General features: G+C 64.5%; 10 protein-coding genes and 1 pseudogene. 5 read left to right on the top strand and 6 right to left on the bottom strand.

Translation table 11 applies throughout. The features are described 5' to 3' along the window. The first annotated feature begins 268 nt into the window (after positions 1-268). The 3 genes from VK98_RS00485 (at position 269) to VK98_RS00475 (ending at position 2672) form a co-directional block, all read left to right on the top strand. Positions 269-925, top strand: coding sequence for a fumarylacetoacetate hydrolase family protein (locus VK98_RS00485; RefSeq protein WP_048412152.1), 657 nt, complete (start codon positions 269-271; stop codon positions 923-925). Beyond that, positions 910-1326: an RNA-binding S4 domain-containing protein gene (locus VK98_RS00480; protein ID WP_197082918.1), complete on the top strand. Its 417-nt coding sequence runs from the start codon at positions 910-912 to the stop codon at positions 1324-1326. Before VK98_RS00485 ends, VK98_RS00480 begins: the two co-directional genes overlap by 16 nt. Positions 1327-1502: 176 nt before the next feature. After that, positions 1503-2672 (top strand): MFS transporter, encoded by a 1170-nt coding sequence (locus tag VK98_RS00475; RefSeq protein WP_048412150.1) that lies wholly within the window; start codon positions 1503-1505, stop codon positions 2670-2672. Here the strand turns inward: VK98_RS00475 and VK98_RS00470 are convergent. The 3 genes from VK98_RS00470 to VK98_RS00460 all read right to left on the bottom strand — a co-directional run bounded on the left by VK98_RS00470 (position 2660) and on the right by VK98_RS00460 (position 5776). Then, positions 2660-3190, bottom strand: coding sequence for a GNAT family N-acetyltransferase (locus VK98_RS00470; RefSeq protein WP_048412218.1), 531 nt, complete (start codon positions 3188-3190; stop codon positions 2660-2662). The genes VK98_RS00475 and VK98_RS00470 overlap by 13 nt on opposite strands. Before the next feature lie 88 nt (positions 3191-3278). Then, on the bottom strand, positions 3279-4679 hold the full coding sequence (locus VK98_RS00465) for an L-serine ammonia-lyase (RefSeq protein ID WP_048412149.1): 1401 nt from the start codon (positions 4677-4679) through the stop codon (positions 3279-3281). A gap of 452 nt (positions 4680-5131) precedes the next feature. Beyond that, complete coding sequence (locus VK98_RS00460) at positions 5132-5776, bottom strand: NAD(P)-dependent oxidoreductase (protein ID WP_048412148.1); 645 nt, start codon at positions 5774-5776, stop codon at positions 5132-5134. Positions 5777-5894: 118 nt separating this feature from the next. Between VK98_RS00460 and VK98_RS00455 the strand changes: the two genes are divergently transcribed. Then, positions 5895-6779 (top strand): LysR family transcriptional regulator, encoded by an 885-nt coding sequence (locus VK98_RS00455; protein WP_048412147.1) that lies wholly within the window; start codon positions 5895-5897, stop codon positions 6777-6779. Positions 6780-6831: 52 nt separating this feature from the next. Here VK98_RS00455 and VK98_RS00450 read toward each other — a convergent pair whose 3' ends face one another. The 3 genes and pseudogenes from VK98_RS00450 to dinG all read right to left on the bottom strand — a co-directional run bounded on the left by VK98_RS00450 (position 6832) and on the right by dinG (position 10766). After that, positions 6832-8016 carry a porin gene (locus VK98_RS00450; RefSeq protein WP_048412146.1) on the bottom strand — a complete coding sequence of 395 codons (1185 nt, stop codon included), beginning with the start codon at positions 8014-8016 and terminating at the stop codon, positions 6832-6834. Between the two features lie 212 nt (positions 8017-8228). Further along, positions 8229-8513: pseudogene (locus tag VK98_RS00445) on the bottom strand (DUF3579 domain-containing protein); the annotation flags it as partial. A gap of 126 nt (positions 8514-8639) precedes the next feature. Next, complete coding sequence (dinG, locus tag VK98_RS00440) at positions 8640-10766, bottom strand: ATP-dependent DNA helicase DinG (RefSeq protein ID WP_048412145.1); 2127 nt, start codon at positions 10764-10766, stop codon at positions 8640-8642. Between the two features lie 215 nt (positions 10767-10981). On the opposite strand from dinG, the gene VK98_RS00435 reads away from it, so the two are divergent. Beyond that, positions 10982-12940 carry an aminotransferase class I/II-fold pyridoxal phosphate-dependent enzyme gene (locus VK98_RS00435; protein WP_048412144.1) on the top strand — a complete coding sequence of 653 codons (1959 nt, stop codon included), beginning with the start codon at positions 10982-10984 and terminating at the stop codon, positions 12938-12940. Positions 12941-12964 lie beyond the last annotated feature (24 nt).

Genomic DNA, 12964 nt, shown 5'->3' with positions numbered 1-12964 from the left:
TCCTGAAACGTGCCGAAGCGTTATCGAAGCTTTCCTGCATTGGACCGTGTAACAAAATGTGCGGTCGCAAGGTACGCCATGACTGTAACAGGGTTACATGACATTTTCACCGGGTGGCGGGCAATCGGCGCGTCAAAAGCCGCATCTTGTTGCCGCGGTGCACAATCTGCCTAGCTGTCCTTTCGGACTGGCATGCCGAGGGGGTGGAAATTATGGGATAATCGCGAGCTTGCATGGTTGGCGTTGAACAGAACGGGAAAGGATAGTCATGTCGGCATTCAAGGCGCGCTTGGGCGAACAGGACGTCGCGGTGGGCAATATCTTCTGCATCGGGCGCAATTACGCCGCGCACGCGGCGGAATTGAACAACCCGCTGGAAGACGAGCCGCTGGTGTTTCTGAAGCCGACTTCGGCGCTGGCCGGCGAGGGCGAGCCCTTGCGGTTGCCGGATTACTCCAGCGACGTTCACCACGAATGCGAGCTGGTGCTGCTGATAGGCAAGGGCGGCCGCGACATCGCCGAGGCGGAAGCGCTCGGCCATGTGGCCGGCTACGGCATCGGCCTGGACATGACGGCGCGCGACGTGCAATCGGCGGCCAAGAGCAAGGGCCATCCGTGGACCAAGGCCAAGGGCTTTCCCACCGCCGCCTGCCTGTCGCGGCTGGCGCCGGCGGCCCAGGTGGCCGATCCGCAGCGGCTGAGCTTCGAACTGCGCGTCAACGGCGAGCTGCGCCAGCAAGGCGACACCGGGCTGATGTTGTTCCCGGTGGCGGCCATCATCGCCTATCTGTCGCGCATCTACGGCCTGCAAGCCGGCGACCTGATCTATACCGGCACCCCTGAAGGGGTGGCGGCGGTGCGTTCCGGCGACAGGCTCAGCCTGAAACTGGAGGGGCTGGCCGCCGCCGAATGGAGCGTGCTCTGATGGCGGCCGGCGTGGAGGACGACGGCAAGGTCCGTCTCGACAAATGGCTGTGGGCCGCTCGTTTCTTCAAGACCCGGCAACTGGCGCACGAGGCGCTGGAGCTGGGCCGGGTGCAGGTCAACGGCGATAGGGTCAAGGCTTCGCGGGTGGTCAAGGAGGGCGATCAGCTGGTGATGCGCATCAATCAGCTGGAGTACCGCGTCGAGGTGTTGGCCTTGAGCACCCAGCGCCGTCCGGCGAAAGAGGCGCAGCTGCTTTACCGCGAGGACGAGGCCTCGCAGCGCGCGCGGGAGGAACAGCAGTTGCTGCTGAAGGCGGAGCGCGCCAGCTTCCCGCACGGCGACGGCCGGCCCACCAAGAAGGCGCGGCGCGAGATCGGCAAGTTCAAAGGGCAGTTCTGAGAAGCCGTTGGCGCGACGCGGAGGGCATGGCCTCGGCATGCCCGCGCAGCGCTTGGCCAAGGCCGCTTTCTCGCTTGCCTGGCCTGGTGCCGCAGCCGCGCGCGAGACTTTGAACTGGCTCTAAGCGCTGTTTTTGTTTTCAACCAGGAGCCCGTCACGGGCCGAGTTTTCAGATCATGCCGTCTTCCGCGTCACCCGCCGTATCCCTGCTGCCGTTCAGCCTGTTCTATTTCAGTTATTTCGCCTTCCAGGGTCTGTTCAGCCCGTTCTGGGGGCTGTATCTGCAGTCGCTGTCCTTCTCCGCCTGGCAGATTTCGGTGCTGATGGCCTTGTCCACGCTGGCGCGCATCGTGGCGCCCGGCTTCTGGGGCTGGCTGGCGGACCGGCGCGGCCGGCGGCGCGCCATCATTCTGACGACTTCGCTGCTGTCGGCGGCGGCCTTCCTGCTGGTGGGGCTGGACCGCGCCTTCTGGTGGGTGTTCGTCAGCCTGGCGGTGTCGCACTTCTTCTGGGCGGCGGCGCTGCCTCTGGTGGAGGCCAGCACCGCCCACCTGACCCGCGCGCAGCCTGGGCGTTACAGCCGAGTGCGGGTCTGGGGTTCGATAGGCTTCGTCTGCCTGGCGATGAGCGGCGGCGTGCTGCTGGACGGCATAGGCATAGGCAATCTGCCGTGGGCGCTGTGCGCGCTGCTGGGCCTGGTGGCGGTGGCGGCCTGGCGGGTGCCGGAAGTGGCGGCCGAGCGCAGGAGCGGGCCGTCGACGCCTATCGCCGCCACGCTGCGGCGGCCGGAGGTGATGGCGCTGTTCGGCTGCTGTTTCCTGATGGCCTTCGCCCATGGCCCTTACTACACCTTTTTCTCCATAGGCCTGAAACAGGCGGGTTATGAGCAGGGCGCGATCGGCATGCTGTGGGGGCTGGGCGTGGTCAGCGAGGTGGCGGTGTTCCTGCTGATGCCCAAGATCATGGCGCGCGCGCGGCTGGAAACGCTGATGCTGTTGTCGCTGGGGGCGGCGGCGCTGCGTTTCGCGCTGATCGCCGCCGCGGCGCAGCTGGCCTGGGTGGCGATAGGCGCGCAGTTATTGCACGCGCTGACCTTCGGCCTGCATCACGCGGCCTCGGTGGGGCTGATCCACCGCATGTTCGAGCAACAGCACCACGGTCGCGCCCAGGGCCTGTACATCATCGCCTCGTTTGGCGTCGGCGGCAGCGCCGGCGGCCTGATCGGCGGGCTGGTGTGGCCGCACGGCGGCATGGCGACGACCTTCGCGATGTCGGCCGCCGCCGCGGCGCTGGGCGTGGCGCTGTGCCGGCGCTGGCTGCGGCCGGCGGCGCATCAGGCGGGTTGATCTTTCAATAGCGCCGGCGGCACGAAATAGCAGCTGTCGCCGTCGATGCCGGGCAGTTCGATCCGGCCCTGATAACGCAGGCCGATTTTCTCCAGCACGCGGATGGACGCCTGATTGTGCGGCGCGGTGATGCCCACCACCACCGCGTGCCCCAGCTGTTCGCGGCCGTGTTCTATCGCGGCCAAGGCCGCCTCGCTGGCGTAGCCGCAGCCCCAGTATTGTTCCAGGAAGGCGTAGCCGATGTCCGGATAGGCCAGGCCGTCGCGCTTGACCAGGCCGCAGATGCCTACCGGGACGCCGTCGTCCAGCCGCTCCACCAGCAAGAGGCCGTGGCCGTGCTTGCGGTAGCTGGATTGCGGGCCTTCCTCGATGTAGCGCAGCGCGCCGAGCAGGTCGTGGGCGTCCTTGTCGCCGATATTGGCGATGAAGGCCGGCTCGTTCAGCAGCTTGAGCATGAAGGGGGCGTCGCTGGCGTGCAGCGGGCGCAGTTGCAGTCTGGCGGTGGCGATGTGATGCATGGCTGGTTCGAGTTTCGCGGGAATGAGGTCGTAAAAAAAGCCGACGGCGCGCAAGCGCCATCGGCTTCGATGCTAACAGGCCGGAGGCTCAGCACTCAACAATATTCACCGGCACTTCGATGACGTTGATGGCGAGGCCGCCGCGCGCGGTTTCCTTGTACTTGGTGCTCATGTCCATGCCGGTGTCGCGCATGGTCTTGATCACCCGGTCCAGCGACACGAAGTGCTGGCCGTCGCCGCGCAGCGCCATGCGGGCCGCGTTGATGGCCTTGACCGAGGCCATGGCGTTGCGTTCGATGCAGGGCACTTGCACCAGGCCGCCCACCGGGTCGCAGGTCAGGCCCAGATTGTGCTCCATGCCGATCTCGGCGGCGTTTTCCACTTGTTCCGGGGTGCCGCCCAGCACTTCGGCCAAGGCGCCCGCGGCCATCGAGCAGGCCGAACCCACTTCGCCCTGGCAGCCCACTTCGGCGCCGGAGATCGAGGCGTTGAGCTTGAACAACACGCCGATGGCGCCGGCGGTGAGCAGGAAGCGCACGATGCCGTCGTCGCTGGCGCCGGGCACGAAGCGGGCGTAATAGTGCATCACCGCCGGGATGATGCCGGCCGCGCCGTTGGTGGGCGCGGTGACCACGCGGCCGCCGCCGGCGTTTTCCTCATTGACCGCCAGCGCGTACAGATTGACCCAGTCCATCACCGTCAGCGGGTCGCGCAGCGCCGCTTCGGGCGAGGCCAGCAGCTTGCGGTGCATGTCGGCGGCGCGGCGCTTCACCTTCATGCCGCCGGGCAGAATGCCTTCGCGATCGCAGCCGCGCTTGACGCAGTCCTGCATCACTTGCCAGATCTTCAGCAGTTCGGCGCGCACTTGTTCCTCGCTGCGCCAGGCCAGTTCGTTCTCCAGCATGATCTGGCTGATGGATTTGCCGTGGCGCTGGCACAAGGCCAGCAATTCCGCCGCGCTCTTGAACGGGTGCTTGAGTTCGGTGACGCCCGGCGGGACGAAGCCGGCGTCGATGGCGGCCTCGTCGACCACAAAGCCGCCGCCCACCGAGTAATAGGCGCGCTTGGACAGGCTGGCGCCGGCGGCGTCGAAGGCTTCGAAAATCATGCCGTTGGGGTGGTAGGGCAGGGTTTTCTTCTTGTGCAAAATCAGGTGCTCGCCTTCGATGAAGGGCACGGTCTGTTTGCCCAGCAGCGCGATGGCCTTGTCGGCGCGGATGGCGGCCAGCATGCCGTCCACCGCGTCGGTGTCCACCAGGTCGGGCTGTTCGCCCTGCAAGCCTAGCAGCACCGCGACGTCGGTGCCGTGGCCCTTGCCGGTGGCGCCCAGCGAGCCGAACATTTCGGCGCGCACGCTGGCGGTTTGCGTCAGCAAGCCGTCTTTTTCCAGCCGCGCGATGAATTGGCGCGCGGCGCGCATCGGTCCAACCGTGTGGGAGCTGGACGGGCCGATGCCAATCTTGAACAAATCAAAAACACTGATGGCCATAATGCTTCTCTTTAAGGGCTGTGTCCCGGCAAGCGGGTTGTTGTGAGAACGGCCTGGGCCGTCCTTATTATTGTCGTTGTCATGGTTTCGCATGGTTTTGGCGTCAGGGCCTGCCTGCGCTTCGCCATCTTGCGGCAGCCGGGCAATCTAGACAAGCCGGCGGCGGCTGTCAATTTAGAATTATAGAGTCAGGACTAAGTTGCATCGGGGATTCCGCGAGTCGACGCCGCATCGCACCCGGATGGCATGGTTGGGGCGGACGGAAGGCCCGTTTGGAAAGGCGGGGACGGGGATTGGGCGCGAAAAAGCCCGGGCGCGCCGGGCTTGAGGTTTGGAAGCGGTTTTCGATGGGCCGCGCGTCGGCGCTGGGGGAAACAGACGCATCGACCATTTCGTTCGCCCAGTCGTATGCGCCTGCTCTCGCCCTTGCTCGCGAGACTTTGAACAGGCTTTTAAACTGCGGCGGCGGTGAAGCGACGACGCAGATGCTGCGGTTTTTCCAGTTCGTCGACGATGGCCACGGCCAGGTCTTCCACGCTGATGTCGGCGGGCTTGTCGCCGTTGAACAGCAGTTGATCGCCGCCCAGCCGGTATTTGCCGCTGCGCTCGCCGGGGTGGAGGAAGGCCGGCGGCGAGACGAAGGTCCAGTCCAGCGCGCTTTCCTCGCGCAGGCGGCGCAGCGCCTCGCGTACGCCCAGCGCGCCTTCCTTCCATTCCGCCGGGAATTCCGGGGTGTCCACCAGTTGCACGCCGGGCGCCACTTCCAGGCTGCCGGCGCCGCCCACTTCCAGGAAGCGCTTGACGCCGGCCTGCTTGACGCCGGCGACGATGGCGTCGTGGCCCTTGACCGCCAGCGCCTGGATGTCGGCCTTGTCCCAGCCCGGGTTGAAGGCGCTGACCACGGCGTCGTGACCGGCGACGGCGGCGGCGATCTGGCCGGCCTGGTAGGCGTCGGCGGCGACGCCGCTGAGCTGCGGGTGTTGCGGCAGCTTGGACAGATTGCTGACGATGGCGCTGACTTGATGGTTGCGAGACAGCAGTTCCTGCAGGATGGCCGAGCCGACAAAGCCGCTGGCGCCGATCAGTGCGATTTTCATGAGGATGATTCCTTTCCGCGATTCACGTAATGAAGTTTGACGGCGTTCAGAATAGCAGCTTGATTATAGAGCGATAATCCGGCAAGAATAAGATTGATAGTTTAGCTGAGCTTAATAAATGGATGCATTGCGACGGATGGCGGTCTTCGCCATGGTGGTGGACAAGGGTTCGATGAACGGCGCGGCGCGGGAACTGGGCATGACGCCGTCGGCGGTCAGCCAGCACATCAGCAAGCTGGAGCAGCAGCACGGCGTCAGCCTGCTGCACCGGACTACCCGCAAGCTGACGCTGACCGAGGCCGGCAGCCTGTTCTACCAGGGGTGCGCCGACATGCTGGCGGCGGCGCAGCTGGCCGAGCAGCGCTTGCTGGAGCTGCGCGACGCGCCGGTGGGCGAGTTGCGCATCGCCGCGCCCACCGGTTTTGCCGGCGCGCTATTGAGCGAGGCGCTGACGCCCCTATTGAGCGCGCACTCGGGCCTGAAGCTGCGGTTGTTCTTCCACGATGAAATGATAGACCTGGTGGACAATCGCATCGATCTGGCCTTGCGCGCCGGCGTGCTCAAGGACTCCAGCCTGGTGGCGCGCCATCTGGCTGACTGGCCGAACGTGCTGTGCGCGTCGCCGGCCTATCTCGCGCGTCAGCCGGCGATCACGCGGCCGGAGCAATTGTCCGCGCTGCAATGGGTGGCCTTGTCCGACCGCAAACTGGGTTGGCTGGCCTTCGAGCACGCGGACGGCAGCCGCTTCACCGCCGAGCCGGACGCGCGCTTGGTCAGCAACAACATCGTCGCCGCGCGCCAGTTCGTGCTGGCCGGCATGGGGGTGGCGGTGCAGCCGGAGCCGGAGATACGCCAGGAACTGGCCGACGGCAGGCTGCTGCGGGTGTTGCCGGAGTGGAGCTTGCCGCCGCTGGCGATCTACGCGGTGACGCCGCGTCGCGACATCCAGCCGGCGAAAGTGCGCTACGCGATCGAGGCGCTGCGCGCCAGCCTGAGCAAATGAAAAACGCCGCCGGCAAAGCCGGCGGCGTGATTAGGATTGCGCTTGCTCAGGATCAGAAGGCGACCTTGAAGCCCACGCCGAAGGCTTGCGGGTCGTTGCCGGCGGAGAGCGAAGCGTTGCTGGCGCCCAGGTTGCTGTCGTACACCGGGTTGTTGGCGAAATTGGCCTTGGCCTTGGCGTTGTTGCTGATCTTGGTGTAATAAGCCAGCACTTGGGTGGTTTTGGACAGATTGTAAGTGCCGCCCAGGACCCATTGTTTGGCCTTGAAGTCGTCGCCGTTGACGCCGGCGCCGGTGTTCTTCAGCGTGCCCAACTGACCGTAGGACAGCTTGACCGAAGCCGCGCCGAAGTCCTGGCCCAGCGCGAGCAGCCAGTTGTCTTGCTTCAGCTGGCCGCCGCCAACCTGGTCGAAAGTGCCCCATTCGTAGTTGCCGCCGACAAAGGTGCCGGTGTCGAACTTATAGCTGGCGGCAATGCTGTAGAAGGTGACGTTCTTGCCGGAGTTCAGCGACAGCACCGCGGGGCTGTTGCTGCTGGAAGTGTTGTAGGAGTTGTTGTTGGCGAGAACGGCCATATCGTATTGGCGATCCCAGCCGGCGGCCAGGTTCAGGCCTTGCCAGGTATAGCCCAGGCCCAGGGAGATGCGCTTGGAGTCGTTGCCGGACACGCGGTTCTCGTCCACGCCCCAGGACGCGCCCAGCTTGAAGCCGGCCCAGCTCGGGGAGAAGTAGTGCACCGAGTTGGCCAGGCGGGCTTCGCCGCGGCTGTTGACCGAGCTGCTGCCGAAGTTGTCGGCGGTGGTGTTGGTCATCAGGTCGGTGCCCAGCGCGCTGTTGCCGCTGCCGGTGAACATCTTGTAGGCGGAGTCGTATTGACCCAGCAGCACGCGGCCGAAGTCGGCGTTGTCGATGCCGATGAAGGTGTTGCGGGTGGCGAAGGTAGCCGTCTGGCCCTTGTCGTTGGTGCCGCCCTGCTCGAAGTTGCGCAGGCTGTTTTCCACCTGCCAGATCGCCTTGGTGCCGCCGCCGATGTCTTCAAAGCCCTTGAAGCCGATGCGGGAGTTGTGGTCGACGATGCGAGTGCGGCTGCTGTATTCGGTGCCGCCGGCGCTGGCGCCGGTGGCTTTGCTCGATTCGATGCCGCCGCTCAGGAAACCGTAGATGGTCACGTCAGCGTGGGCTGCAACGGGCAAGGCGAACATTGCGGCAAGCAGTGCTGCCAGATTTTTCTTTTGCATCTTGAATGCTCCAAGTCAGTTTTTGCTTTACTAAAGTCAGGTGCCGAACCTGGCGGCCCCGCAATATTTATTCATCAATAAACTGCGGTATCGCCACAACACTTGTCTTAGTTTAGCCACAAAATATGACGTGGGTGTTGCAATGTTGTTGCATCAAGATAATTCGGACAGGGTTAGTGTTGCAATTACGCCAAGAATTGATTCGGGTAGACCTCGTCCAGCAGGGTGCGGCAGTCGACGATGCGCAGGTCGTTGTCCTTGGCGAAATCCATCAGAAAGCAAAACACCTGCGGGCTGATTTTTTCCAGTTTCTTGTCCACGGCCACGCAGCGGACGCCGTCCAGCATCATCGGGCGGACGTGGGCGTGGTAGTGCAGCTTTTGATCGTCGAAGGAGGCTAGGATACCGGCCAGGCGTTCGGCCCAGTCGCTGGGGCGAAAGGTGCGCCCCTCGGAAGTGATGCCCTGGATGACTATTTCGTATGGATTGCAGATCATGGCGGTGGACCGGAGTGTTTGCTTTTGGTTTAGCCTGTTTTTTATCGTCTGCTAAGCGATTTGCGCTTGGCGTTTTATGTTCAGGCGTTTTGTTTGTTGCTGAATATTTAGCATTTTACCCGAAAATCAGATGCGCTTGAATGGCGGCAGCGAGGCGAGCAGCCGTTTGCCGTAGCTTTGCTTTTGCAGCCGATTGTCCAGGATGGTGACGCGGCCGTAATCGCGCTCGGTGCGGATCAGGCGGCCGACGGCCTGCACCAGCTTGATCGAGGCTTCCGGCACCGTCAGTTCGATGAAGGGGTTGCCGCCGCGTTTCTCTATCCAGCGCGACAGGGTTTTGCCCACCGGGTCGTCCGGCATCGCGAACGGCAGCTTGGCAATAATCACGTGCACGCAGCTTTCGCCGGGAAGGTCCAGGCCTTCGGAGAAGGAGTCCAGGCCGAAGATCACGCTGGGCTCGCCCTGTTTCAGCCGTTGATGGTGCTGTTCTATCAGCAGGCTCTTGGGGATTTCGCCCTGGATCAGCAGCCGCTCGCGCAGCGCGGACGGCAGGCCGGCGGCGACGTCCTGCATCTGCTTGCGGGAGGAGAACAGCACCAGGGTGCCGACCGCTTCCTTCAGATCGATCAGCTTGGGCAGCCATTCGACGATTTCGCGGGTATGGCCGCCGGCGTCCTTGGGGCTGGCCAGCATAGGCGGCAGATAAAGCTCGCCCTGTTCGTCGAAGTTGAACGGGGAGTCCAGCGCCACGCAGCTGACCTCCGGCATCCATTTGAGGCCGGTTTGCGACAGCAGCAGGTCGAATTCGCCCAAGGAACGCAGCGTGGCCGAGGTCAGGATGGCGCCGGCGGCGCGACGCCACAGCGTGGCGGCCAGGCTGGCGGCGGCGCTGACCGGCGAGGCGGAAAACAGGTAATCGCCCTTTCCCTCGGCGCGGCGGGTGATCCATTTGGCGATGGGCGGGCTGCTGGGCTCGGTTTCCTTTTCAAACAACTCCCACACCGCCAGCAGCTGTTCGGCGCGCGCGGTGAGGAAGCCCAGGTCGGAGGCGGTCTTGTCGACTTGGGCCGCTTCGCCGCCCTTGTCCTTGCGCGCCTCGCCCAGCGCGTCGGTCAGCAGGCTCAGTTGCTTGAACAGCGAGCGCGCCGAGGTGGCCATATTGGCGGTGGGGCCTTGGAAGCGCTCCGGCAGCACGCCGTCTTCTATCAGCCAGGTGGGCTCCAGATTGTCGCTGGAGGCGGCCAGCGTGTCTTCGCCCTCCAGCAGCCACAGCCATTCGGTCAGCGTTTCGGAACAGGCGCTGGCGGCTTCTATCGCCTGGCTGACGATTTCCACCTTGTCGGTCAGCGCCTCCACGCGGATGGCGGCGGCGGCCACTTTGTCCAGCCAGGACATGGCCTGAGCCAGCGAATGTTCGGCGGAAAACTGGTTGACCGCCTTTTTGGCCAGGTGGTGCGCCTCGTCGATACAGTAGTAACTTTCTTCCGGCGCCGGCAGGATTACGCCGCCGCCCATGGACACGTCGGCCAGCATCAGGTCGTGGTTGGCCACCACCACGTCCACGTTTTCCAGCACGTCGCGCGCCAGGTAGAACGGACATTCCGGCCGGTTGGGGCAGGCGGCCTTCAGGCAGCCGTGGCGGTCGTTGGTGACGCGCGACCACAGGCCGTCGTCGATCACGCTGTCCCAGGCGTCGCGGTCGCCGTTCCAGCGGCGATAGTAGAAGGCGTCGGCCAGCTGGCGCAGGGTTTCGATCTCGCCGGCTTCCGGTTTGCGGTCCCACAGCGCCAGCGTCGGGTCCAGGTCCAGCAGCTGGCCTTGGGCGTTTTCGGCGGTCAGCGCGTAGATGCGCTGCGGGCACAGATAGCGGCCGCGGCCCTTGGCCAAGGCGAAGGTCAGCGGCAGGCCGCTGTTCTCGACGACGAAGGGCAGGTCGCGGTTGACCAGCTGTTCCTGCAGGGCGATGGTGGCGCTGGTGACCACCAGCTTCTTGGCGCGGGACTTGGCCATCACGCCGCCGGCCAGCAGGTAGGCCAGGCTTTTGCCGACCCCGGTGGGGCCTTCGATCACGGCGATGCTTTCGCCGGCGCGTTCCGGCCAGTCGTCGCCTTCCTTGTCCTTGCTGCGCGACAGGGCGTTGGCGATTTCCGCCAGCATGCGGCGTTGCGCGGCGCGCGGGCGAAAGCCCGGCAGGTTGTCGGCTATGGTCCGGTAATGGTCGCGAATCGCGTCTTTTTCAGCAGGGGTCAGCATGGCGGCGATTGTACCGCAAGGGGGCGGCCTTGTCTGGCCGCGCCGAGCCGGGCGCCGAATATGGGGAAATGCTGATGTGCGACTGCAAAATGACGCCGACGCGCCGATGTGGATAGGATAGGCAAATATAAAAACAAGCGAAATTGCGCGAGCGACTCAGGCAGACAAATCCATCAATAACAGCGCAAAGCAACATCAACAGGAGAAACCCTATCATGACACCCGTTAGCCGAGTGTTGGTGGTCAGCGACGACGCCAAATGGCAGGCCGATGTGCTGGCCGGACTGGGCGCCGCCGCGGTCCGGCTGGAAAACCCATACGGCCTGACTTTCGTCGGCGTCGCCCGCAGCCAGGACGCGCTGGATCAGATCGCCCGAGACGGCGACGTCCAGGTGGTGCTGGTGGACAAGCAGTTGCAGGAGAAGGGCGTCAGCCAGGCGGCGGCGCAGCTGGCCAACCGCATCAGCGCTTTCCGCCCGGAAATTTCGTTGTACGTGCTGTTGTTCGACGACGACGAACGCGCCTTGGTGGAGGACCTGGCCAGCCACGCGGTGGACGGTTATTTCTATCGCGACGAACTGGATTTTCACGGCTGGTTCCGCATCCTGTCGGCGGAGCTGGCGGAGAAGTCCGCGACGCCGTTCTACGACAAGCTCAAGCAATACGTGCGCATGGCCAAGGACTCCTGGCACACGCCAGGCCATTCCGGCGGCGATTCCCTGAAAGGCAGCCCCTGGGTCGGCGACTTCCACGACTTCGTCGGCGAAAGCATGCTGCGCGCCGATCTGTCGGTGTCGGTGCCGATGCTGGATTCGCTGCTGCACCCGACCGGGGTGATAGAGGAGTCGCAGATGCTGGCGGCCAAGGCCTTCGGCGCCAAGCGCACCTATTTCGCCACCAACGGCACCTCCACCTCCAACAAGGTGATCTTCCAGACCTTGCTGGCGCCCGGCGACAAGCTGCTGCTGGACCGCAATTGTCACAAATCGGTGCACCACGGGGTGATTCTGTCCGGCGCGCTGCCGGTGTACCTGGATTCCTCGATCAACAAGCAGTTCGGCATTTTCGGCCCGGTGCCCAAGGAAACCATCTTCGCCGCCATCGCCGCCAATCCGGACGCGCGGGTGCTGATCCTGACCTCCTGCACCTACGACGGCCTGCGCTACGATCTGAAGCCCATCATCGAGGCCGCGCACGAGCAGGGCATCAAGGTCATCGTCGACGAGGCCTGGTACGGCTTCGCCCGTTTCCACCCGGCGTTCCGGCCGACGGCGCTGGAGTCCGGCGCCGACTACGTGACCCAGAGCACGCACAAGGTGCTGTCGGCGTTCTCCCAGGCCAGCATGATCCACGTCAACGACCCCGGCTTCGACGCGCATCTGTTCCGCGAGAACTTCAATATGCACGCGTCGACCAGCCCGCAGTACAACCTGATCGCCAGCCTGGACGTGGCGCGCAAGCAGGCGGTGATGGAGGGCTACCGGCTGCTGGACCGCACGCTGAAGCTGGCGCAGGAGTTGCGCGACAAGATCAACTCCACCGGCGCCTTCCGGGTGCTGGAGTTGTCTGACCTGCTGCCGGAGGAGGTGCGCGAGGACGGCATCCAGTTGGACCCGACCAAGCTGACCGTGGACATCACTCAGTCCGGCTTTACCGCCGACGAGCTGCAGCAGGCGCTGTTCGAGCGCTACAACGTCCAGGTGGAGAAGTCCACCTTCAGCACCATCACCCTGCTGCTGACCTTGGGAACCACTCGCAGCAAGGTGTCGCGGCTGTATGACGCGATGCTGCGGCTGGCCAAGGAAAAGCGCCCGCCGCGGCCGCTGGGGAGGATGCCGGAAATCCCGCGTTTCTCCCGCTTGGCCAGTCTGCCGCGCGACGCGTTTTACGAGGCCGGCGAGCGCCTGCCGCTGCTGGACGACGACGGCCGGCCCAACGCGGCGCTGGTTGGACGCGTCTGCTGCGACCAGATCGTGCCGTATCCGCCCGGCATTCCGGTGCTGGTGCCCGGCCAGGTGATAGACGACACCATCCTCGCTTATTTGGCGCGACTGCAAAAAACCCAGAAATCCATAGAAATGCACGGTTTGGCCGAGGACGGCGGCGAGTTTTTGCTGCGGGTGCTCAAAGAGGGGGAGCTGGCGCAACTGCCGGGACGCGCCTTGTTCAAATGAATGCTTGTCAGACAGGCTGATTTC

This window comes from Chromobacterium sp. LK11 (assembly GCF_001043705.1).
Classification (GTDB): domain Bacteria; phylum Pseudomonadota; class Gammaproteobacteria; order Burkholderiales; family Chromobacteriaceae; genus Chromobacterium; species Chromobacterium alkanivorans.
The sequence above is the reverse complement of the archived record's forward strand: the minus strand, read 5'-3'. Positions and strand labels throughout refer to the sequence as shown.